The organism is Candidatus Hydrogenedentota bacterium, assembly GCA_019637335.1.
Lineage (GTDB): Bacteria > Hydrogenedentota > Hydrogenedentia > Hydrogenedentales > JAEUWI01 > JAEUWI01.
On sequence record JAHBVV010000011.1, the window covers coordinates 1 to 21677 of the forward strand.

The window sequence follows — 21677 nt, forward strand, 5'->3', positions numbered from 1 at the left end:
GTCAGTCCAACGACGGCGGCTACCGAAAACGACGCCCAAGTTGCTAGTCTTTGCGAGCGCTGAAGGTCGAGCATCTTCAGTTCCATCTCGCGCCGGTCAAGATCGTGATACTCGCGGAATAGTCTTTCGGCATCGAGCCGGGCGGACTCAAGCCGAAGTTCATCCTGCGCCCGTGCATCCGGGTCTCCATAGCCGCTGCCAAGTTGGAAAAGTTCGGAGGCAAGATTCGAGGCCAACTAGCTTGCCTCAAGCCATCTCGCTCGTGCTGATTCGGTTGCGCTGCTCGTCATCATTTGATTCATATCGTTACACCATCCATTGTGTTGCCACTCCGTCCAATGAATTGCCACCCATGAGCATTCCCACCCGAAGAAGCAGAGTTCGAAGACAATATCGCCTATATTGTCCGGTCATCGCATTAACCCTGTATACAACTCGACGCTGAATTTGATTCATTTAGAATATCACTCGTCCCGCCCCTCGATCTTCTTCTGCGTCTCTGCGGGCGGCAGGGAATTCTCCTCCGTCACCACGCTCTTTCCGGTTTTTATTCCAATTCGAGCCGCGCCCTTATTTCTCTCGTTACCACGGTCCTCCGTGGTAACGGGATGTTCGTACGCTTCTGCGTACGAAGGCGCGTCGCGAGCACCTTCGTTCATCCAGGGATGCCGGTACGTGCGTTCGCCGCCTGCGATACGCCTGTTCCGCGGTAGCGTAACGGTATGCATTGCCACGGGGACCGTGGTAACGAGGAGAGTCGTGGTTGGCGGTCTGAATCTGGCATTCAAGTTGGGCCATGCGCCAGCCGATTGCCCCAACACAGCGCTCTCCTATTCACTATGCCGCCATGACGGTGTTGCTGGGTTCGGCTTTCGAATCCCAGTCTCCGGCTTAAGCCTTTCTCAAAGCAGTTCTTTCATTTGCTCCACGGATAGGCCGGCACCCCTCAAGATGCTATGCAGGACCTTTGGAGCGTCTTGCCCGCGTGGACGGGAACGGTGGCGCGCTTGCCCGCCGCGTTCTTGTAGATGTGATGGCTTCCGCTCGACCGGGTGAGGGAGAAACCGCGCTGTTCGAGAACGCGGACAATCTCCCTGGCCGTGACGCGGCAGCCGTTCGCTCATACGGCCACTTCGACCGTGGTAAGATTGATGCTCTCGGAGACTTTGATTTCCTCGCCGCCAGCCAGGCGGTCTTCGACGTGGAGCCGGATGGCGTCGGCAAGGTTGGCCCGGGCCTCCTCAAAGGTGTCGCCGCTGGAGTAGCACCCCTGTAGTTCAGGACAGAAAGCGTAATAGCCATCTTCGTCTTTCTCGATCACGGCGGCGAAATGATAGATTCTCATCGGTCTAGCCTTCTTTCATGTTCGGTGCCAGATGTTTGAGTATAGGGCGGCGGGCCAAATTGATCAAGTATTCAGGTATTGGCGGTCGAGAAGGGCGGGACGCCCGGGATGGCGACGATGCCATGCGGCAGGGCAATCGCGTTTAAACTTCGTGTCCGAGTTGATCCCCCGATCAGCCACCTGCATTTTAGAAAAAGGCGCTCCAGCACGCTCACATTCCTTGATTCGAGGTTTCCAATCCTCCCCCGCAAACCCACATCCATCCCGATCCAGTTTAAATGCGATTGCCCTGTGCCATGCGGGCGTGCCTTCCTCGTGGTAGTATGATGGTGTGCGATGCGGATTGGTGCATTGGTTTCAGTACAATGGAAAGTAGACGGCAATGACCACCTATTCGAGAGAGGATTCTCCCGAGACACTGCCGCTGACGGACGGGCAAAAGGCGGAGCTGGATCGGCGGCTCCCCGCGTGGCGCGAGCGGCCTTCGGAGGGGGCGTCGTGGCCGGTCGTCCGGGCGCGGCTTCAGAACCGGGGATGAACCCGGCATTGCTCGTCTGCCCCGAGGCGGAAACTGGATTTGAAGGAAGCGTTCGGGGCGCCGGCGGGGGAGTGCTATCCGTGGTTCGGTGGCGGTTCAGTCCTCACTTGTGTCTTTGATGTGTTTTCGGGGCGCCTTGGGCGGCAGAAAATTCTCCTCCGTCACCACGCTCTTTCCGGTCTTCTTTTCCAATTCGAGCCGCGCCCCTTTCGCGATCCGTCCCCCTTTCCTTCCCGCCGCCGCGTTCTCCGGCATGCCGGTGGCCTGCACGCTTTCGGCGATTTGGCGGGTGGAGAGTTCGGCGAGCGCCGTGAAGATGAGTTCCGCTTCGCTCATGTGGTCGCGCAGGTTTTGCGTTTTCAGGCCCTTGAGGTCTTTGTGCTTCTTGACGGAGACGCCGCTCCATTCCTGGTGGATGATGTTGGTGAGGATGGCGTATTCCTCTTCCCCCGAGATTTCGTGGTCCTTCCAGTAGTCGGTCAGCTTGTTGCGGGTCTCCTGGCCCATCATCCGCTGCTGGATCCACTTTTCGCTGCGGCCGTGCTGGCGCCAGTAATCCCGGGCGCGGTCGAGGGAGCGGGCGGGGTCGCCCATGTCCTGAATCCGCTCGTACCCCACCTTCGCGAGCCAGAGTTTGATGGGCTCGGCCTTCGGGCTGGGGACGGACTGGATGAGGCGGAGGAGGGTCTCGGGATTGGCTACGTCCGTCATATACAATTTTCCGTCGGCCGCGGGTAATTTCAGTCGGTTACAATCTGTAACCGACTGACTGCCCTCTTTCTTCAGGCGGTTCTTCAGGACTTTCCAGTAATTGCGGGCCGCCTGATAATCCGGTTGCTGGATGAGCGCAGCGATGATGTCCACCACGGAGAAGTACCAGGTTTCCGTTGCCTCGTCATAGACCCGGCGGATCTTGAAGTCTTCGAAGACGGCGAGGGCGTTTTCGTTTTTCGCCCCTGTCGTGTTGCCCTGCTCTCGTTTCGCCATCGTGCGCCTCCCCTTGGTGGAACGTCCTGGAGCCGAGTTTCCGTGTCGACGCCCTGGAGTATAGACGTTCCGGAATGCCTGATCAAGTGTTCAGGTATTGGCGGTCGAGACGGACGGGACGCCTATCCTACGTTTGAGCAGGCTTGCGCCGGCAATGGACAGGCGGGACGCCTATCCTACGTTCGAGCAGACTTGCGCCGGCATTGGACGGGCGGGACGCCTATCCTACGCTCAGCCCTATTCCGCCACCCGAAAATTCGCCGACTGCCCCAGGAACGTCCGCGGGTTGTCCCACGTCAGCCGCTGGATCGTCGCGTCCGAGTGCCCCCGGCGCTTGAGCTCGATCCTTGCCTTCGGCACCGCCAGCGGATCGCTGATGCCCCAGTCGCAGGCGGAATTCATCCAGAGCCGCTCCGTGCCGTGCATTTCGATGATGTCGGCGGCGCGCTGGCTGGTGCATTTGGTTTCGGGGTAGAGGGTCATACCGGCCCAGTAGCCGCGATCGAGGACCTCGGCGACGGTGTGTTCCTCGACGTGGTCGATGAGGACGCGGCCGGGGTCGGCGCCGTGGTTCTTGAGGGCGTCGAGGATGATCAGCGTGCCCTTGCGCTTGTCTTCGAGGTGGGGGGTATGCACGAGGATGAGCTGGTCGTGCTGGAGCGCGAGGCTGATCTGCTCTTCGAGGATGGACAGCTCGTTGCGGGTGTTCTTGTTGAGGCCGATTTCGCCGACGCCCAGAACATTGGGCTTCTGGAGGAATTCCGGGATAATCGCGATGACCTCCCGCGCGAAGCCGGGGTCGTCGCCTTCCTTCGGGTTGATGCAGATCCAGCAGTAGTGCTGAATGCCGAATTTCTTCGCCCGCGCCGGCTCGTATTCCGTCAGCTGCCGGAAGTAGTCGTAAAAGCCCTTCACCGATGCGCGGTCAAAGCCCGCCCAGAAGGCCGGCTCCGAAATCGCCACGCAACCCGCCAGCGCCATGCGCTCGTAGTCGTCCGTCGTGCGGGAAACCATGTGTCCGTGCGGTTCGATGTACTTCACGTCGACTTCTCCGGCGCCGCGCCGAGGGCGCCCTTCATGCCGCGCGCGGACTCGGGGATTTCCGTGGAGGGATCGCTCAACAGCTCCAGCACACGCCGCGCGCGCTCGCCCTGGCCGTCGCCCAGGAGCCCCAGCGCGTCCCGCAGCGCGGCCACGCGGAAGTCGTCGCGCGCGGGCGGGCCATCGGCGGCGCGCTCGAGCCGGTCGAGAAACGCCGCGATATCGAGCACCTTCGCCCGGTGTTCCAGGAAGTACGCGTCCACGATTTCCCGATAGGTCATGGGGCAGCTGCTTGGGTAATTCATACGCAACTTCCTACGGTGCGCCCAACAGGGAGCGGTACTGTGCCACGCGATCCGGCTTCGCCGGTTCGTGTGTCAGGAGCAACGTGTGCCGGGTATCCAGCCATTGTGCTCAATCGAGCGGCACAATTGGAAACCGTCACAGGCCGCTGGGTTTCCAATGCTCTTGGGGGCGCCACGCTCATCTCACAACGGGCACACGAACCGGCGTTGCCGGATCGCGTGGCACGGGCGTTGAAGCGCCGCGGTTGGATCATGGTAGTCCGCTCCCCGGTTCAGCGAGGGCCGGTTGCCAGGCCCGGAGCGTTTCCAGGGCCTGTTTCATTACGGCATCGTCTATTTCATGCACTTCGAAGGCGTCCCCCGCCGCGCGGATCATGGGGATCGACCGTTGGCCGCCCAGGTGTTCCTGAAACTCCGCCAGGCCGCAGAGCAGCGCGTCGCCGTCCGCCATCGCGGCGTGATAACGCGGAAAGCCCAGGGCGTCCAGGCAATGGAGGATGCGTTCATGCTCCGCCTCGGGCAGCCAGCCCTGCAACCGCGCATAGGTCACGTCCAGCGCCAGCCCGATAGCCACCGCCGTCCCGTGCCGCACTTCGTAGCGGCTCAGCTGTTCGAGCTTGTGCGCCGCCCAGTGCCCGAAATCGAGCGGGCGCGCCTCGCCCCGTTCAAAGGGGTCGCCGTTCCGCGTAATGTGGTCGAAATGGTGCTTCGCCGAAGCGCGCAAAATCGGGATCGCCGCCTCTTCGTCCCGCGCGTGGATTGCGCTCGCGCTTCGCTCGATGGCGTCAAAAAGCGCCGGATCCTTGAGCAGCGCCACCTTCACCGCCTCGCTGAAGCCCGCGGCCCAGTCTTCGTCGTCCAGCGTCGCAAGCGTAGCCTCGTCGTGGATCACCGCCCACGGCACATCGTAAACCCCCAGGTAGTTCTTCTGGTCGAACGCGTTGATGCCGTTTTTCACCCCCAGCGCCGAATCCGACTGGCTCAACGTGGTCGTTGCGATGCGGATCAGGCGCACACCCCGGTGCGCTAAGGAGGCCGCCAGCCCTACCGCATCCAACAGCGCGCCGCCCCCCGCCACAATCACATACGAGCGGCGGCAGAGGTGCGCCTCGCTGATCAGTTCGAGGGCCCGATCCAGCGTCGCGCGATCGCGCTTGGCCGTCTCGCCGCCCGGCAGCACGCAGGGCGGCGCGACCAACTCCAGGCGGTCGTGGTGCGCGTCGAAATAGCCGGCGGCCTCGCGCAGCAATTCGGACTGGGCGCGCGCCAGCCCTTCGTCCACAACCAGGACGCAACGCGCGCGGGACCCTTCCGGGGCCTCCGCAAGGTCCGCAAGCAGGGGATTGTCTATCTGGAACACCCCGCGGGTACAGCGCAACCGGTGCGCGTACTGAACGCGGAATGTGGCATCGAGTTCCATCGTACTGTGGGGCCTTCTGTCGTGCCTCGCTGAAGCGCGGGCGCCATGGCGGCGGGCGGGCGCGCCAGGAGGGAAAAACCAGCGATTCCAATTGTGCCGCCGCGCGCCAGAGCGACGAATGCGCGGCGATTGACATTCCCGCGGAACCGCAATCGCGACAAAGCCTTATCTTACGCCGGAAGGGGGGCGCTGTCAAATTTCGGGGCGCCGATGGGTTGCGGTTGGGTGTTCGGATGTGCGATTATCGCGGCGAATGCGAACATGAACGAACATTCACGGAGTCTCCCCGATGACACCCTCCCCAGCACCGTTCAGGCCGGTCCAAATATCGCTCGCGGACCTCTGCGGGCGCGAATTCGTCGCGGCGGCGGCGGGCGCCCGCGCCTGGCTCACCGGCGAACACGCCACCGCGCTCGAGGCCGAGGCCGTCCGTCCGGTGTCCTTCTTTCCCGTCGCCTTCGAACAGCGCCTGATCGATATGCTGCCCCACGTCGGCGCGGTGGTCGCGCCCTCGCTTCCCGGATCCGCCGCCGGCGCCTCGACGGCGAATTTCAACCGCGCGACGCGGGCGGCGATGGCACCCCTGAGTGGTCTGGGCTACTTCCGCATCGGGGAAGACGGGCGGCTGTACCTGGCGACGAAGAGCGAACACTACCACGCTTCGCTGGGACACGGGTTTCCCGGCTACGCGCTGGTGGACATCGCGAAGCGCCTCGGAATTCCCAACGCGACCCACAACAACACCCGCGGGCACATCACCCGCCGCCTGGAAGAGGAGCTGGTGGCGGCGGCGAACGGAATCTCCCCGGACGACCACGCGGCGATGGGTCTGGTGCTGGCGTCGGACCGTCTCGACGTCCTGAACCGCGTGCTGAACCTGGAAACGGGCAGCCTCGCGGTGGAGGCCGCCCTGAAAATGATCCTCGCGCGCTTCTACCGCATGCAGACAGGGCTCGCGGAGCCGCGCTACGCGGGGAAGACGCCCGTGGTGCTTGTCATGGGCGACGCCGACGGCAAGGTCGCGGGGAATTACCACGGCACCACCGTCCTGACCCAGGTGATGCGCGGCATGTGGGGGGGGCTGGCGCGCAAGCTCGATGCCGCGGGCGCGTTCCAGGTGCGCGCCATTCGCCCGAACAACATTGCCGATGTGGAAGCGGCCTTTCGCGAGTGCAATACGGGCGACACCCGGATCGCCGGCTTCTTCCACGAGATCGTCATGATGAACTACGGCGGCGTCCTGCTGACGAAGGAATTCCTCCAACAGGCCTACGCCCTGTGCCACGCGCACGGCGTGCCGGTCGTGTGCGACGAGATACAGTCCTGCGTCTGGAGTTCGGAGGTGTTCCTCTTCCGCGAATACGGCCTCAAGCCCTCCTTCGTCTCGGCCGGAAAGGGCTTCCCCGGGGGCGAATATCCCGCCTCGCGCATCGTCTTCAGCGCGGCGATGGACAACGACCTGCCGCAGTTCGGCGCGCTCGTCACCAACGGCCAGGAAGAACTCGCATCCCTCGCTTACCTGGTCACGATGAAGTGGGTACAGGCCAACGGCGCGGCCATCGCCGCCAACGGCGAGTACTACGCCGCGCGCCTGCGCGAAGTCGCCGCGCGATTCGACGGGCTCATCACCGGCATCGAGGGCAAAGGCCACATGTCGAGCATTATGGTCGCCGATCTGGACGCCGCCAAAGCCATCGCCGCGCTCTTGGTGGAGTCGGGCCTCGATATCAGCGTACAGGCCTACAAGGCCGATTGCCCGCCCGCGCTCTTGAGCAAGCTCCCCCTGATCGCGGGGCGTGAAGTAATCGATTGCGTGGTGGCCAAAATCGAGGCCGCCCTGGCAACCTATTCCGGCGCCCTGCTCGCCGCGGGACACTAACGTGACCGGAAACATCGCGCAACCCCTGAAGAGCCTTGTGTCCCTGCTGTCGCTGCGGTCCCTGTTGTCCCTGTTGTCCCTGTTGTCCCCGCAACCCCGCCCGCTCCTCCGCCCATGACGCCTGCCCCCCCCAGAAAACAGACCTCCACGCGCCGCCGCGAACAGATCCTCGAATTCCTGGCGGCGGAGGGCGAGGTCTTCGTGCTGGATCTGGCCGAACGCTTCGGCGTCGCGCCCATGACCATCCGCCGCGATCTGGAGGCCTTGGAGCGCCAGAACGTCCTGACGCGCACGCACGGCGGCGCCATTTTCTCGAAGCAGTCGGTGGCGGAGTTCGCGTTCCTCGAGCGCAACCGCACGAGCATCCTGGAAAAACAGGCGATCGCGCGGGAAGCCGCCGCCCTCGTGGAGCCGGGCATGACCATCGTCATGGACACCGGCACCACCACGCTGGAAGTCGCACGCGCGCTTCGCGGGGTCGAGCGGCTTACCGTGCTTACGTCCTCGCTCGCCGTGGCCTCCGAGTTGCACACCCACCCGGACATGGAAATCGTGTTGCTCGGCGGCAACGTGGGGAAGAACAGCCCCGATCTCTTCGGCGCGCTCACGGAGGACAACCTCCGGCGCTTCCGCGTGCAACTCGCCATCCTGGGGGCCGACGCGCTCGACGAGCGCGGCCTCTACACCTCCGGCCTCCATGTCGCGCGGGTGTCCGAGGCGATGATCGACGTCGCGCGGGATACCGTGCTCGTGGCGGACAGCCGGAAATTCCGGCGCCATTCCTTCGTGAAATTCGCCGACTGGCCGAGCATTCGCCACCTCGTCACGGACGATAGCGTGGCGGAAATTGATCGCGCCTGGCTGGAGCAATCGGTGCGGGATGTGCGCTACGCGCGCCCGGACACCGACGCGTTGGCGGGAGGTCCCGGCGCATGCTGATCGGCGCCGATCTGGGCACCACCGCGCTCAAGGTGGCGCTGTACGATCCGAAAACGGGCAATCGCATCGCGGGCGAGAGCGCGGACCTGCCGATCGACGCTGGCGTGGATGGTCGCCGGGAACAGGCGCCCGACGCGATAGTGCGCGCGCTCGCCCGGGCCGTCCGACGAATCGGCCAGGCCGCCGGGGGCCTCGATCGCGTAAGCGGAATCGGGCTGGCCTCGCAGGGCGGCAGCGGTATCGTGGCGGATCGGAAGTCGGGCCGCGCGCTCACCCCCATGGTGCTGTGGAACGATGCGCGGGCCTTTCCACTGCTGCCCGCTATCGCGGCGGAGCGCACCGCGTCCTTCTGGCGCGCGCGCACCTTGCGGGACGATCCCGGCATGGGTCTGGCCCGGCTGCGGCAGCTCTCCGAGGAGGCCCCGGCGCTGGTCTGCCCGGAGAACATCTACGCGGGCGCGGGGGACTACCTGTACCACCACCTTACCGGCCAGTGGCGCCAGGATGCCTGCCACGCCCTGCAAACCGGCTGTTACGACGCGCGGACCGGTGCCCTGAGCCGCGATCTACCGGCAATAGCGGGCATTCACTTCGATTTCTTCCCGGCGTTGCGCCAGGGCCACGAAACCTTTCCCCTCGGTTCGGCGGCGGCGCGGCGTCTCGGTCTCCCCGTCGGGATCCCGGTCGCGGGTCCCTACATGGACCACGAAGCGGGCTACCTCGCCACCGCCGGGCTGACCCCGGACCCCATCCAGTGCTCTCTCGGCACCGCGTGGGTCGGGAACTTTCAGCTGCCCGCCACCTTTACCGGTTACGCGCCGATCCAGTTTTCCATTCCCGCGCCCGCGGGCGACGGCAGACTGGTCATTCATCCGCTCTTGACGGGCAACGTCACGTGGGATTGGGCCTTGCGCGAATTTGTCGATCCGCGCCCGGCCCGGGCCTTGGCCGAGCAGGCGCGCATACTCGATCAAGATATCCTGCCGCCACCCGGCCTCGTCGCACTGCCCTGGCTCAACCAGCCCAATCCCCTGGCGCCCGACCTGCTCGGCGGGTGCGCACTACTTGGAGCGGGGCCTGCCACGGATCGGGCCGATCTCCTGCGCGCCGTGGCGTCTGGGATGTGTTTCGAGTTGCACCGCGTGTTCGAGAGCGCCGCGACACACGGCGCGGTGGGTAGCCTCGTACTGAGCGGGGGCGCCAGCCGGAGCCCGCATTTCCAGCAGCTCATCGCGGCGCTCTTCGAACCGCTGCCCGTCTGGCAGCTGGACGACGCCGCCTGGATGGGGACGCGCGGCTGCCTCTGGGCCTTCAGCCGCCGCGCCGCGCGGGCCGGGGGGCGGCGGGTGCGCCCCGATGGGACTGTGGATCGCAATGCGCTGGCGCGCGGGCGTAAGCTATACGAAGAGGCCTTTGCGCGCATCTATGGGAAGGTGCGCGCGGGCAGGGCCTATGAAGTTCGACCGGAGGGAAGCGTGTCATGATCCCGTATCCGCGCATCGGCCTGTTGCCGCTGTACCTGAAACTGTATGATTCCGCGTTGCCGGAATTGCTGGGCGCGATCGAGCCCTACCACCACGCCGTCACCGCCACCTTCAAGGATGCGGATGTGGAAGTGGTCGAAGCCCCGGTCTGCCGCGTATTGGACGACGTCGCGGCCGCGGTCGCCGATCTCGAACGGCGGGGCGTGGATTTGATTGTTACACTGCACCTCGCCTACTCGCCGTCGTTGGAGGCCGTGGGCCCCCTCGTGGAGACGCGGCTTCCCATCCTGATGCTGGACACTACGCCGGACGCGAGCTTCGGCCGCGATACGGACCCGGTACGCCTCCTGTACAACCACGGCATCCACGGCGTGCAGGATCTGGCGTCCGTGTTGCGCCGCCGGGGCAAGGACTACTGGGTCGTCGCGGGCCACCTCGACAATCCCGATGTGATGACGCGGGCCGCCGCCATCGCGCGGGGCGCGCGCGCGGCCAGCCAGCTGCGGAAATCTTGCGCGCTGCGTATCGGGCCCCGGTTTGACGGCATGGGCGACTTTCGCGTCGCGGACCTGGAGCTGTACGGCAGCCTCGGCATCGCGGTGGATCAGATCGAGGCCGCGACGCTCACCGAGGATGTCCGCGCGGTGACGGACGAGGAGGTCGAGGCGGAGCTCGCCGCCGATGCAAAGCGCTTCGAGATCGATGCCCCCCGCGACGTCCATGCGCGCTCCGTGCGGGTCGGCCTCGGCCTCAGAAAGTACCTGGATCGCCACGGCTACGCCGCCTTTTCGATGAATTTCCTCGCCTTCGATAGCGCCGACGGTCCCGTGGACACGGTCCCCTTTCTGGAGTGCTGCAAGGCCATGGCGCGCGGCATCGGCTACGCGGGCGAGGGCGACGTCCTGACCGCTTCCTTCAACGGCGCCCTGGCCAACGCCATCGGCGAAGTCACCTTCACCGAAATGTTCTGCCCGGACTGGGAGGGAGGCGCCATCTTCCTCTCGCACATGGGCGAGTTCAATCCCGCCGTCGCGGGCGGCAAACCGCGCCTCTACGAGAAGGAGTTTCCCTTTACGCCCGCGCTGAACCCCGCCACGCTGGCCTGTGCGCCGCGCCCGGGCGCCGCCACCCTCGTGAACCTGGCCCCCGGGCCGGAGGGAAGCTACACCATTATCGGCGCGCCCGTGAAAGTGCTCGCCGATGGAACGCACCCGGCCTGCCGGGACTGGATCCGGGGCTGGGTGAAGCCACAACTGCAACTCGAGCCCTTCCTGGAGCGCTATTCCGAACTCGGCGGCACGCACCACGCCGCACTGCTCTACGGCGACGGGCGCGACGCGCTGGACGCCTTCGCGCGGGGCGCGGGCTTCGGCTTCGCCTGGCTTGACGGGAGTCCGTGCTGATGGGGGCCATCGATACATTTGCCCTCGGGCCGCTGGACTACTTCGCTTTTCTGGCGTTCTTCGCCATACTCTCGCTGGTGGGCTATTGGGCCGGTCGCCGGGAGCGCGGCAGCGCGGACGACTACTTCCTGGCGGGCCGAAACCTGCCGTGGTACGTCGTCGGCGGGTCCTTCATCGCTTCGAACATCAGCACCGAGCACTTCATCGGCATGATCGGCGCCGCGTACATCTACGGCATCTGCGTGGCGGACTCGGAATGGCTCAACGTCGCGAGTTTCTCGCTCATTATCTGGTTCTTCATTCCGTTCTTGATGGCTTCCCGCGTCTTCACCATGCCGGAGTATCTGGAGCGCCGCTTTAACGGAACCCTGCGCCAGTTTTTCGCATTCGTGACCGTGTTGAGCAATGTCGTGGCTTTCCTGGCCGCCGTGCTGTATGGCGGCGCCATCGCACTGCAATCACTCTTCGGCTGGCCCTTCTGGGTCGCGGTCGTCGTGCTCGGCCTGGCGGCGGGCGCCTGGGCCATCTACGGCGGCCTGTCCTCCGTGGCGTGGACCGACTTCTTCACCGTTATCGTGATGGTGCTGGGCGGGCTCTCCGTCACGCTCCTCGGCCTCCACATGCTCGGGGGAGAATCCGGCTCGATTGTCGCCGGATTCAAGAATATGCTTGAGGCGAACCGCGCCACGGCGGGGGTCTGGAAGGAGGCGGTGGACGCCACGGCGGAGCACATCACCGGAGCGCCCGAGTACAACCGCCTGTCTGTGATCCAGCCCGCCAGCCACGCGGTCTGGCCTTGGCCCGCGTTGATCTTCGGCACGTTTTCCATCAGCATCTGGTACAACGCGCTGAATCAATTCATGATCCAGCGCGTCCTCGGCGCCCGGGACGTCTATCACGCGCGCATGGGCATCGTCTTCGCCGGCATGCTCAAGGTGTTCATGCCGGTCATTGTCGTGCTGCCGGGGCTCATCCTCTTCGCGAAGTACCCCGAGGTCCTTTTGAAGCCCTGGGACGAAGTGCAGGGCGCGGCGGATCGCGGGTACGTGCACATGCTGCAAACCCTCGTGCCGGCCGGCCTCCGGGGCCTCTTTCTTGCCGCGCTGTTCGGCGCGATCCAGTCGACCGTGAACTCCGTACTGAATTCCTCGGCCACCATCGTAACCCTTGATTTCTACAAGCGCCTGATCGCGCCGGACGCCACGCAAAAGCAACTCGTACGCGCGGGAATCTTGACCTCCGCGGCCCTGCTCTTGCTCTCGATGGTGCTGGCGGGCTTCATCGAACGGCTCGGCAGCGGACTCTTCGTATACATCCAGTCGCTCTACGCCTTCTTCGCGCCCCCGTTCTCGGCAGTCTTCCTCCTGGGCATCCTGTTCCGCCGGATCAACGCCGCGGGCGCCACGGCCGGCGTGTTCAGCGGGTTTGCGCTGGGCATCGCGCTGAAGGTCTACGTGCAGTATGCGCCCGAACACCCCGCGTGGCTCGGGCCCTTCATGAACCAGGCCATTATCAACTGGCTGGCGAGCGTCGCCGTCTGTGTGGCCGTGAGCCTGGTCACCGCCCCGCCGCGCCCCGACCAGGTGGACCAGACCCTGATGATCGATTGGAAGTCGCTGCGCGCCGGCGCCGGCCTCGGTTCCCACTGGTACACCAGCGTGCTCACGTGGTGGCTCGTATTCGTCGCCGCAATACTCGCCCTGGCCACGGTATTCTCGGGGCTCGTGTTCTGATGCGGGCGACGAAAACCATACCCCCAACAAGGCGGCTTCTCGACCGTCCCTGCGGTCCTGGTAGTCGCCGCCCGCATCGCGGTCACTGTCTAATCTGCCGTCCCTGTAGTCCCTGTAACCCCCCAGTTCCAGCGTACCTCCAGCCCGAGACCCCTTCATGACCAACACCCCGCTCCACCATGTCTACACCTACAACGACGTCGACCGCGCCTTCTGGGCCGAACACCTCGAAGAATGGGTTCCGCGTCGCATCATCGACAGCCACGTGCACATGGCCGATCCGCGCTTCAAAATCGAAACCATTACCGAGGAAATGCGTCGAGACTATTGGGTCAACGAACTCTCGCACGCAGAAGATCCCGATTCCGCCGAGCGCAACCACGCCATCGTGTATCCGGGGCGCGATGTAACCTCGGTCGCCTTTGCGGTGCCCAACCTGAGCTGGGAAGTCGAAGGCTCCAACCTCGACCTAATGCCGCGCGCACGGGCGAAGGGCTGGCGCACGCTCGCCGTCGTCCGCCCGACCTGGCGCGGCGAACAGATCGCATGGTGGCTCGACCAGCCGGGCTGTATCGGCGTGAAGCCCTACTACGCCCTCATCGGCTACGACGCTGCCACGCGCGACCGCTATATCGAAGCCAGTATCTTCGACTTTCTGCCGCACCACCAGCTCGAAGTCATAAACGATCGCGGCGCCTGGGTCACCCTGCACGTCCCCAAAGCCGATCGGCTCGGCCATCCCGACAATATCCGCGAGATCCAGGAGATTCGATCGCGCTACCCTCGGGTAAAGCTCGTGATCGCCCACCTCGGCCGCAGCTACACACTGCCGCACGCGGAAGAGGGGCTCGCCCCGCTCAAGGACGACCCCGGTCTGTATTTCGACAACTCCGCCGTGCTCAATCCCGCCGTGCACCGCTACGCCCTCGAAACCATCGGGCCCGATCGCATCCTCTACGGCACCGACAACCCCATCTTCTACATGCGCGGGCGGCGGCAGTGGTCCGGGCGCACCTACACCAACCGCACCAGCCACGATTTTTATTTCAACAAGGAACGGGAGGCGCCGGAGATCGAAGCGCAGTACACGCTCTACATGTACGAGGCGATGAAAGCGCTCAAGGACGCCTGCGCTGATCTGGGTCTCGGTCGGGACGCGGTGGAGGCGATGTTTCACGGCACAAGCGCGCGTCTCATCGCGGAGATCGAGGCGGGTAAACGTTAAGAGCGCACGCCGTTGGGCCTTGACTGAGCGGGCGTCCCTGTGTATCGTAATGAACACAAAGAAACAGATTCGAACAATTTGGTCTCAAGTAACGGGAGGCGCCGCATCATGACGCGCAACACACGACGGGGATTCCTGCGGCAGATGTCGCTGGGCGCCGGGATCGCCGGTATAGGCGGCTCGGCCTTCGGCGCCGAGAACACCATCCAGGGCTTCGATGAAACGGACACCACCGCCCGGACGGACGCGGTGTGGCAGCCCATCTCCGACCGTAAGGTGCGCGTCGGCATCGTCGGCTATGGCGTCTGCCGCTTCGGCGCGGCTTTCAGCTTTCAGGACCATCCGAACGTGGAAGTGGCGGCGGTGAGTGATCTGTTTCCCGATCGTTGCGCCGCGCTCGCGAAGGCCTGCCGCTGCGATAAGACCTACCCCTCGCTGGAGGAGATGGTGAAGGACGACACCCTGGAGGCCATCTTCCTGGCTACCGATGCGCCAAGCCACGCGCGGCACGCCATCCTGGCGCTGGAGCACGGCAAGCACGTGGCCTGCGCGGTGCCGGCCACCTGGGGCTCGCTTGAAGAAGGCCAGCAGCTCTACGACACCGTCAAGAAGACCGGCCTCAAGTACATGATGTTTGAGACCTCCGTCTATCGGGATGATTGCTACGCCATGCGGACGCTCTACAACGCGGGCAAGCTCGGGCGAATCGTCTACAGCGAAGGCGAGTACTACCACTACGTCGCCACGCCCATCGACTCCTACAAGGGCTGGCGCATCGGCGGACCGCCCCTCTGGTACCCGACCCACTCCACGGCCTACCACGTCGGGGTCTGCGGCGAACACTACACGGAAGTGTCGTGCATGGCGATTCCCAGCACGCGCCCGGATCTTGTGGACGGAAAAAATGCCTACAACAACCCCTTCGGCACCGAGGTCGGGCTGTTCCGCGCGAGCGGCGGGGGCATGTCGCGGATGCTCATGAGCAAGGACTCGCCCGGATACCACGGCGAGGTGGGCCGGGTGCGCGGCGACAAGGGCTCCGTCACCGGGACCCGCTACGAGGGCATCGAAGACATCGGCGGGATCGAACTGGCCAAGCCGCCTCTGCCGCCGGACGTCAAGGCGGGCGGGCACGGTGGCTCGCACGGCTATCTGACCGAGGAATTCATCACCGCAATTCTTCAGGATCGCGCGCCGCTGGTGGACGTATCCTGGAGCCTGAATATGACGGTGTGTGGTATCGTGGCGCACGAGTCCGCCATGAAGGGCGGCGAATTGCTGAAGATCCCCTATTTCGCGCCGCTGGCGTAAGTGGCGAAACCCCGAGGAGCACCAGGTCCATGTCACACGATTCACGGCGCACGTTTCTGAGGCAGCTTTCCATCGGCGCGGGCCTCGCCGGCCTGGGCGGATCGGCCCTGGCCGCCGAGGGGACAATCCAGGGCTTTGATGATACGGCCACCACGCGCCAGGACCGGGCCTGGCAGCCGGTTTCCGATTGCAAGGTGCGCGTCGGCATCGTCGGCTATGGCGTCTGCCGCTTCGGCGCGGCCTTCAGCTTCCAGGACCATCCCAACGTGGAAGTGGCGGCGGTCAGCGATCTCTTCCCGGATCGCTGCGCCGCGCTTTCGAAGGCGTGCCGCTGCAAAAAGACCTACCCCTCGCTGGAGGAGATGGTGAAGGACGACACCCTGGAGGCCATCTTCCTGGCCACCGATGCGCCGAGCCACGCCCGGCACGCCATCCTGGCGCTGGAACATGGCAAACACGTCGCCTGCGCCGTGCCGGCCACCTGGGGCTCGCTGGAAGAGGGCCAGCAGCTCTACGACACCGTCAAGAAGACCGGCCTCAAGTACATGATGTACGAAACATCCGTCTACCGCGATGACTGCCACGCCATGCGCACGCTGTACAACGCCGGCAAGCTGGGCCGCATCCTCTACAGCGAGGGCGAGTATTACCACTACGTCGCGACCCCGATCGACTCCTATCGCGGCTGGCGCATTGCGTGCCCGCCGATCTGGTATCCCACGCACTCCACCGCCTACCACGTGGGCGTGTGCGGCGAGCACTACACGGAAGTGTCGTGTATGGCGATCCCCAGCATCCTGCCCGACCGCAGTTCCGGAAAGAACCCCTACAACAACCAGTTCGGCACCGAAATCGCCCTGTTCCGCACGAGCGGCGGCGGCATGTCGCGCATGCTCGTGAGCCTCGATTCGCCCGGCTACCACGGCGAGATCGGGCGCGTGCGCGGGGAGCGGGGCTCCGTGGCCGGAATGAAATACGAGGGCCTCGACGACATCGCGGGCCTCGATCTGGCCAAGCCGCCGCTCCCGCCCAGCGTGGACCCCGGTGGCCACGGCGGATCGCACGGCCAGCTGACCGAGGAGTTCATCACCGCCATCCTGCAGGACCGCGCCCCGCTGGTGGACATCTCCTGGAGCCTCAACATGACCGTCTGCGGCATCGTGGCGCACGAATCGGCCCTCAAGGGCGGGGAGCTGCTGAAGATTCCCTGGTTCCCGCCGCTGGCCTGACCGGAGACGTATAGTCCTGAAATGAGAATCAACCATTGGCAAGAGCACGGCCAGCGCCAGGGCGCCGGACGCGAGCCCGGCATATTTCCCTGCCGTCCCTGCTGTCGCTGATGTCCCTGAAACGCTGAATCCGCGGCGCCCACTGGCGCCTTAACACGGGTCCCGATGTCTCGGCCACCCGACACGACCATAGGAGCAATAGCAACCATGAGTTCAAATTCACGCCGAAACTTCCTCAAACACCTCTCGCTCGGGGCCGGGTTCGCCGGCGCGAGCGGTTTCGCCTTCGCCGCGGAAGAGACCATACAGGGCTTCGACGACACCGCCACCACCGTCCAGGCCGAAAAGGTCTGGACGCCCGTTTCCGACCGCAAGGTGCGCGTCGGGATCGTGGGCTATGGCGTCTGCCGCTTCGGCGCGGCCTTTGGCTTCCAGGATCACCCGAACGTGGAGATCGTGGCCGTCAGCGACCTCCTGCCCGACCGTTGCGCCGGCCTGGCGAAGGCCTGCCGCTGTGAAAAGACCTATCCCTCGCTGGAAGAGATGGTGAAGGACGACAACATCGAGGCCATCTTCGTGGCGACCGACGCGCCAAGCCACGCGCGGCACTGCATCGAAGTGATGAAGCACGGCAAGCACGTGGCCTGCGCGGTGCCCTCCACCTTCGGCTCCCTGGAAGAGGCGGAGGAACTCTACAAGGTGGTCAAGGAGACGGGCCTGAACTACATGCTCTTCGAGACCTCCGCCTTCCACGACGCCGCCTACGCCATGCGCGTGCTGTTTGACGCCGGGCATTTCGGGCGCATGCTCTACACCGAGGGCGAGTACTACCACTACATGGACGTGCCCATCGACTCCTTCAAGGGCTGGCGCATCGGCCTGCCGCCGCAGTACTATCCCACGCACTCCAACGCCTACCACACCTGCGTCACCGGCGAGAGCTTCACCGAGGTGTCGTGCATGGGCATCCCCAGTTCCATCGAGCACCTCAAGCCCGAAAACAACATCTACAAGAACCCCTTCGGCACCGAAGTGGCCCTCTTCCGCACCAGCGGCGGCGGCATGTCCCGCATGGTCGTGAGCTGGGATACCCCCGGCTACCACGGCGAGATGGGCCGCGTCCGCGGCGAGAAGGGCTCCATGATCAACACCGCATTCCAGGGGATCGCGGACATCTCCGGCATCGAACTGCGCAAGCCCCCGCTTCCCAAGTCGGTCGACCCCGGCGGGCACGGCGGCTCCCACGGCTACCTCATGAACGAGTTCGTCCACTCAATTCTGGAGAACCGCCAGCCGCTCGTCGATATCGCCTGGGGACTGAACATGACGGTGTCCGGCATCGTGGCGCACCAGTCGGCCATGAAAGACGGCGAGTTGCTGAAGATCCCGCAGTACGCGTAGGGCGTGTGCATAGATTGGTTAGCGTGGATCGCCAGGGCCTCCCTGGCGATCCACGTTCTTTTCGGGGAGAGCCCGTCGCATGAGCCGGTGTTTGTCGCAGGCGCGTCCAACCGGTCCACTCCGTGCAACCGGTCCACTCCGTCCAACCGGTCCACTCCGTCCAACCCGTCCAACCCGTCCAACCCGTCCAACCCGTCCAACCCGTCCACTCCGTCCACTCCGTCCAACCCGTCCACTCTGTCCACTTGCCTGACCGCCAGCCTCCTTCTCCCCTTGAACTGTCCGCCGTGCTGCGCCTATCATGCCATCTCGCATTGACCCCAACCCAAGGAGTACCCCATGAGAACCATGCTTGCCGCGGCCATCGCAGCCGCGCTTTCCCTTTCCGCCGCGGCCGAGGATATCAAAGTCGGCATTATCGGCCTCGACACCTCGCACGTCACGGCCTTCACGAAGCTGTTGAACGACAAGGAAAACCCCGCCCACATCCCCGGCGCAAAAGTCGTCGCCGCGTATAAGGGCGGCAGTGACGATATCGAATCGAGCTACTCCCGGGTCGACGGCTACACCGCCGAGCTTCAGAATAACTACGGCGTCCAGATCGTGGATACCATTGAAGAGCTCTGCACGCTCGTGGACGCCGTGCTCCTCGAAAGTGTGGACGGACGCCCCCACCTGGAGCAGGTGAAGCCCGTGTTCGCCGCCGGCAAGCCGGTATTCATCGACAAGCCTGTGGCCGGCACGCTGAAGGACGCCATCGAAATCTACAAGCTCGGCAAGCAGCACAACGTCAAGTGGTTCAGCTCCTCATCCTACCGCTATTACCCCAGCATGACCGCGCTGATGCAGGAAGACGTCGGCGCGCTGCGCGGCGCCATCTCCTTCGGCCCCGCGCACCTGGAAGAGCACCACCCCGACCTCTTCTGGTACGGCGTGCACCCCGTGGAAGCGCTCTACACCGCCATGGGCACGGGCTGCGTGAGTGTCGTCCGCACCCACACCGAAAACACCGACGTAGTGACCGGCCTCTGGGACGGCGGCAAAGTCGGCACCCTCCGGGGACTTCGCAACCAGGCCACGCCGCACCAGGTCATCCTGTTCGGCGAAAAGAAAGTCGCCCACCAGTCCCTCGAGCGCGGGGACTACGCGCCCCTCGTCGCCGAGATCGTGAAATTCTTCCAGACCGGCGTCGTGCCCGTCGACCCAGAGATCACCATCGAAATGTTCGCCTTCATGGAAGCCGCCGACGAAAGCAAGCGCCGCGGCGGCGCCCCGGTCACGCTCGAGGAAGTCATCGCGGCCAACGGCGGCCCCATCGAGTAACCAATCCAATTACGCATACCCGACGGAAGTCAAAGGAGACCGGGCGGCGGCCGAAACATTGGTCGCCGCCCCTCTATTTTGGCGCCCAAAAGGATCGCAGTCATTCCTGCCCGCGGCAACAAGCGCGCCAAATACAACAGACGCCTCATCCTTCTCAATCCACCCCGATCCATTAGCGAACGCCAACGTGGGCTGAAAGTCCGCCGCAGGCGGAATAAGCGTCCACGCTTGTCATGCCACCCGCCAACGACCCCGCCAGACCGTCCCCCTGCTCAATCCACCCCCAACCTGAGCCGCCCGCGCAACGCGATGGCGCCCCAGCACCTTCGTGAGCCTGGAGCATTGTTTACCCAATGACTCCAGCGCCGCCCAAAACGAGCGGCGCATCCGGTGGTCGGGCCTACCGTCCACGATATTGACGGACGAACGCTGGCGGCAAGGATTCCTTTTCGTAATACGTTAGCTGTATGAAGCAGTGAGCAGGTATACTTCCAAGCGCTCCGGTAATTCTGCGAGGAAGCACGGCTAAAGGATCGCGGGCATTCTTGCCTGCGGCAACGCCTGCGTCGGCTTTCAACGGGCATGGCTGGCCTGGAATAGATTCCCGGCGTCCCCAAAACCGGAATCACCAATCGGGACCGGGGTCTATACACAAGCGCAGCAATCACATGAAGTCTTGCGCTCCTCCTGCTGCAGACAGGCCGAAGGTGCGCCGTGGCGGAAATGTCCGCGATCCTTCGATTCACGCTCTCTTGACCGAGACATGCTCTCCCACCAGGGGTGCCTCATACGGCTAAAGTGTTACTCCTTTTCATATATTGACTCTTGTTCCGTCATTGTAATGTATAGCAATCGAGACTTGGAGAGAAAGAATTGCGACGAGGCGAGCAGGGGATACGCGCAGTGTAGGGAAATTAATCGGTTGAAAATTTAAACCATTCAGTTTAGAATGGGGGTATGGAGAAGCGTAAGCCCCACTACACGCTGTCTCGCATAAAGTAGCTTATTGAGGCGGGCCAGTATCGACTCACCAAGACCGCGCTACAGTGCGCCGCGCGGGATTTTGGATTTCTCTCCTCCGCTGAGGTGGCTACGCAATTGCTTGCCATCGAGCATTGGAGTTTTTACAAGTCGATGACTGCCGTACACGACAGTGGCCTTTGGCAAGATGTTTACCGTCCATCAATAAACGGCAGAGAAGCCTACGTGAAGGTTCAAATTCTGAATGATATGACGGTTGTCATATCCTTTAAAGGACGGGAGTAGTAGGCCGATGCGGGAAAAAAAGTGGACAGACTGCCCCGCGTGCGGCGCGCGCGGAAGTATGCGCCAACGGGCGGGTCAGTCGGAACGAATTCAGCCCGCGGGCTATCCTCCGCTTGACATAAGCGAGCTGGACGGTCAGTTTTGTTCGGCGTGTGGCGATGGCTTCTGGTCAATGCGGTCTGAGCGGCGTATCACGCGACTGCTGGCCGCACACAAGGCGGAATTCGACGCGGGACGCGTTGTAGCCGCGGAACTGGCCAGCGTTCGGGAAGGCGCCGAAGCGTTGGGCGTTACGGTGCAGGCCATACACCGGATGATGGATGAAGGGCGGTTGCGGTATGTACTGGCCGGAGGAACCCGGCTGCCCATCCGGAAGGACCTCGAAGCGAAGGCCAGGGCGCGCGGCCGTACGCCGGTCTGATGTTGACCTGATCGACAGCAGCCGCAGGCAACGCGTGATGCCGTCCGGGCCGTAAGTCCGGGAGGCGCTTGCATCCGCGACATCGTGATGGAGCGCGTCGTTCCCCTGCTTCGGAAACGACACTACTGCGACGCCGCAGCGGATCGACTGCTAGCCCAGGTCGGGGCCTGGGCGGAGGTGGGCGTATACATGCGATGGCCCTACCGGCCCATCCTCGCGACCGTAGCGGAACGGCTCCGCCCCCGCGCCCGCGAGGCCCTGCCCGAGTTTTTCCCGGGCTGAAAGTGTCGTTTGAGGGTGCCCCCGTAGGCTGGTGAAGGATGGCGCCCGTGGCGCGCCGCACGTGCTTCAACTTGTACAGATGTAAAATTTGTCTTGACAATATTTACAAATGTAAATATACTGCGCCCATGGACAATCTGAAGGA

Annotated in this window: 19 protein-coding genes and 1 pseudogene; 13 read left to right on the forward strand and 7 right to left on the reverse strand. The window is 64.1% G+C overall.

Annotated elements, in window-relative coordinates:
* From KF886_13260 to KF886_13270, 3 genes and pseudogenes are all read right to left on the reverse strand, one after another.
* Window positions 1-236 (reverse strand): hypothetical protein (locus KF886_13260; GenBank protein MBX3178323.1); only part of this gene is annotated, 236 nt, incomplete at its 3' end.
* 666 nt (window positions 237-902) lie between these two features.
* Window positions 903-1090 (reverse strand): annotated as a pseudogene (locus tag KF886_13265) (type II toxin-antitoxin system HicA family toxin).
* Window positions 1091-1120: 30 nt separating this feature from the next.
* On the reverse strand, window positions 1121-1345 hold the full coding sequence (locus tag KF886_13270) for a type II toxin-antitoxin system HicB family antitoxin (protein ID MBX3178324.1): 225 nt from the start codon (window positions 1343-1345) through the stop codon (window positions 1121-1123).
* Between the two features lie 382 nt (window positions 1346-1727).
* Between KF886_13270 and KF886_13275 the strand changes: the two genes are divergently transcribed.
* Window positions 1728-1883 carry a hypothetical protein gene (locus KF886_13275; protein MBX3178325.1) on the forward strand — a complete coding sequence of 52 codons (156 nt, stop codon included), beginning with the start codon at window positions 1728-1730 and terminating at the stop codon, window positions 1881-1883.
* Between the two features lie 96 nt (window positions 1884-1979).
* Here the strand turns inward: KF886_13275 and KF886_13280 are convergent, their stop codons facing one another.
* The 4 genes from KF886_13280 to KF886_13295 all read right to left on the reverse strand — a co-directional run bounded on the left by KF886_13280 (window position 1980) and on the right by KF886_13295 (window position 5636).
* Window positions 1980-2870 (reverse strand): hypothetical protein, encoded by an 891-nt coding sequence (locus KF886_13280; GenBank protein MBX3178326.1) that lies wholly within the window; start codon window positions 2868-2870, stop codon window positions 1980-1982.
* 237 nt (window positions 2871-3107) lie between these two features.
* Window positions 3108-3911, reverse strand: a complete 804-nt coding sequence (locus tag KF886_13285; protein ID MBX3178327.1) for a TatD family hydrolase — start codon at window positions 3909-3911, stop codon at window positions 3108-3110.
* The gene (locus KF886_13290) at window positions 3908-4192 is read right to left on the reverse strand and encodes a hypothetical protein (protein ID MBX3178328.1); all 285 of its coding nucleotides are present in this window, start codon (window positions 4190-4192) and stop codon (window positions 3908-3910) included. The genes KF886_13285 and KF886_13290 overlap by 4 nt, the downstream gene beginning before the upstream one ends.
* A gap of 274 nt (window positions 4193-4466) precedes the next feature.
* Complete coding sequence (locus tag KF886_13295; protein ID MBX3178329.1) at window positions 4467-5636, reverse strand: 3-dehydroquinate synthase; 1170 nt, start codon at window positions 5634-5636, stop codon at window positions 4467-4469.
* A gap of 289 nt (window positions 5637-5925) precedes the next feature.
* On the opposite strand from KF886_13295, the gene KF886_13300 reads away from it, so the two are divergent.
* From KF886_13300 to KF886_13355, 12 genes are all read left to right on the forward strand, one after another.
* Window positions 5926-7515, forward strand: a complete 1590-nt coding sequence (locus tag KF886_13300; GenBank protein MBX3178330.1) for an aminotransferase class III-fold pyridoxal phosphate-dependent enzyme — start codon at window positions 5926-5928, stop codon at window positions 7513-7515.
* A 114-nt stretch (window positions 7516-7629) separates the two neighbouring features.
* Entirely contained in the window at window positions 7630-8454 is an 825-nt protein-coding gene (locus KF886_13305) for a DeoR/GlpR transcriptional regulator (protein MBX3178331.1), read from the forward strand.
* Entirely contained in the window at window positions 8448-9938 is a 1491-nt protein-coding gene (locus tag KF886_13310; GenBank protein ID MBX3178332.1) for an FGGY-family carbohydrate kinase, read from the forward strand. Before KF886_13305 ends, KF886_13310 begins: the two co-directional genes overlap by 7 nt.
* Complete coding sequence (locus KF886_13315; GenBank protein MBX3178333.1) at window positions 9935-11341, forward strand: hypothetical protein; 1407 nt, start codon at window positions 9935-9937, stop codon at window positions 11339-11341. Before KF886_13310 ends, KF886_13315 begins: the two co-directional genes overlap by 4 nt.
* A gap of 8 nt (window positions 11342-11349) precedes the next feature.
* Window positions 11350-13074, forward strand: a complete 1725-nt coding sequence (locus KF886_13320; GenBank protein MBX3178334.1) for a sodium/solute symporter — start codon at window positions 11350-11352, stop codon at window positions 13072-13074.
* A 157-nt stretch (window positions 13075-13231) separates the two neighbouring features.
* Window positions 13232-14299: an amidohydrolase family protein gene (locus KF886_13325; protein MBX3178335.1), complete on the forward strand. Its 1068-nt coding sequence runs from the start codon at window positions 13232-13234 to the stop codon at window positions 14297-14299.
* A gap of 108 nt (window positions 14300-14407) precedes the next feature.
* Entirely contained in the window at window positions 14408-15610 is a 1203-nt protein-coding gene (locus KF886_13330; GenBank protein ID MBX3178336.1) for a Gfo/Idh/MocA family oxidoreductase, read from the forward strand.
* A 29-nt stretch (window positions 15611-15639) separates the two neighbouring features.
* Window positions 15640-16839 (forward strand): Gfo/Idh/MocA family oxidoreductase, encoded by a 1200-nt coding sequence (locus KF886_13335; GenBank protein ID MBX3178337.1) that lies wholly within the window; start codon window positions 15640-15642, stop codon window positions 16837-16839.
* 207 nt (window positions 16840-17046) lie between these two features.
* Window positions 17047-18240, forward strand: coding sequence for a Gfo/Idh/MocA family oxidoreductase (locus KF886_13340; protein MBX3178338.1), 1194 nt, complete (start codon window positions 17047-17049; stop codon window positions 18238-18240).
* 348 nt (window positions 18241-18588) lie between these two features.
* Window positions 18589-19563, forward strand: a complete 975-nt coding sequence (locus KF886_13345; GenBank protein ID MBX3178339.1) for a Gfo/Idh/MocA family oxidoreductase — start codon at window positions 18589-18591, stop codon at window positions 19561-19563.
* A 1005-nt stretch (window positions 19564-20568) separates the two neighbouring features.
* Entirely contained in the window at window positions 20569-20829 is a 261-nt protein-coding gene (locus tag KF886_13350) for a type II toxin-antitoxin system MqsR family toxin (GenBank protein MBX3178340.1), read from the forward strand.
* 172 nt (window positions 20830-21001) lie between these two features.
* A complete protein-coding gene (locus KF886_13355) occupies window positions 21002-21250 on the forward strand; it encodes a hypothetical protein (GenBank protein MBX3178341.1) in 249 nt (82 codons plus the stop codon).
* Window positions 21251-21677 lie beyond the last annotated feature (427 nt).

Coding starts and splice junctions, on each gene's coding strand:
- KF886_13270 (MBX3178324.1), bottom strand. CDS start 1,345: ATGAGAATCTATCATTTCGCCGCCGTGATCGAGAAAGACGAAGATGGC.
- KF886_13275 (MBX3178325.1), top strand. CDS start 1,728: ATGACCACCTATTCGAGAGAGGATTCTCCCGAGACACTGCCGCTGACG.
- KF886_13280 (MBX3178326.1), bottom strand. CDS start 2,870: ATGGCGAAACGAGAGCAGGGCAACACGACAGGGGCGAAAAACGAAAAC.
- KF886_13290 (MBX3178328.1), bottom strand. CDS start 4,192: ATGACCTATCGGGAAATCGTGGACGCGTACTTCCTGGAACACCGGGCG.
- KF886_13295 (MBX3178329.1), bottom strand. CDS start 5,636: ATGGAACTCGATGCCACATTCCGCGTTCAGTACGCGCACCGGTTGCGC.
- KF886_13300 (MBX3178330.1), top strand. CDS start 5,926: ATGACACCCTCCCCAGCACCGTTCAGGCCGGTCCAAATATCGCTCGCG.
- KF886_13305 (MBX3178331.1), top strand. CDS start 7,630: ATGACGCCTGCCCCCCCCAGAAAACAGACCTCCACGCGCCGCCGCGAA.
- KF886_13310 (MBX3178332.1), top strand. CDS start 8,448: ATGCTGATCGGCGCCGATCTGGGCACCACCGCGCTCAAGGTGGCGCTG.
- KF886_13315 (MBX3178333.1), top strand. CDS start 9,935: ATGATCCCGTATCCGCGCATCGGCCTGTTGCCGCTGTACCTGAAACTG.
- KF886_13325 (MBX3178335.1), top strand. CDS start 13,232: ATGACCAACACCCCGCTCCACCATGTCTACACCTACAACGACGTCGAC.
- KF886_13330 (MBX3178336.1), top strand. CDS start 14,408: ATGACGCGCAACACACGACGGGGATTCCTGCGGCAGATGTCGCTGGGC.
- KF886_13335 (MBX3178337.1), top strand. CDS start 15,640: ATGTCACACGATTCACGGCGCACGTTTCTGAGGCAGCTTTCCATCGGC.
- KF886_13340 (MBX3178338.1), top strand. CDS start 17,047: ATGAGTTCAAATTCACGCCGAAACTTCCTCAAACACCTCTCGCTCGGG.
- KF886_13345 (MBX3178339.1), top strand. CDS start 18,589: ATGCTTGCCGCGGCCATCGCAGCCGCGCTTTCCCTTTCCGCCGCGGCC.
- KF886_13355 (MBX3178341.1), top strand. CDS start 21,002: ATGCGGTCTGAGCGGCGTATCACGCGACTGCTGGCCGCACACAAGGCG.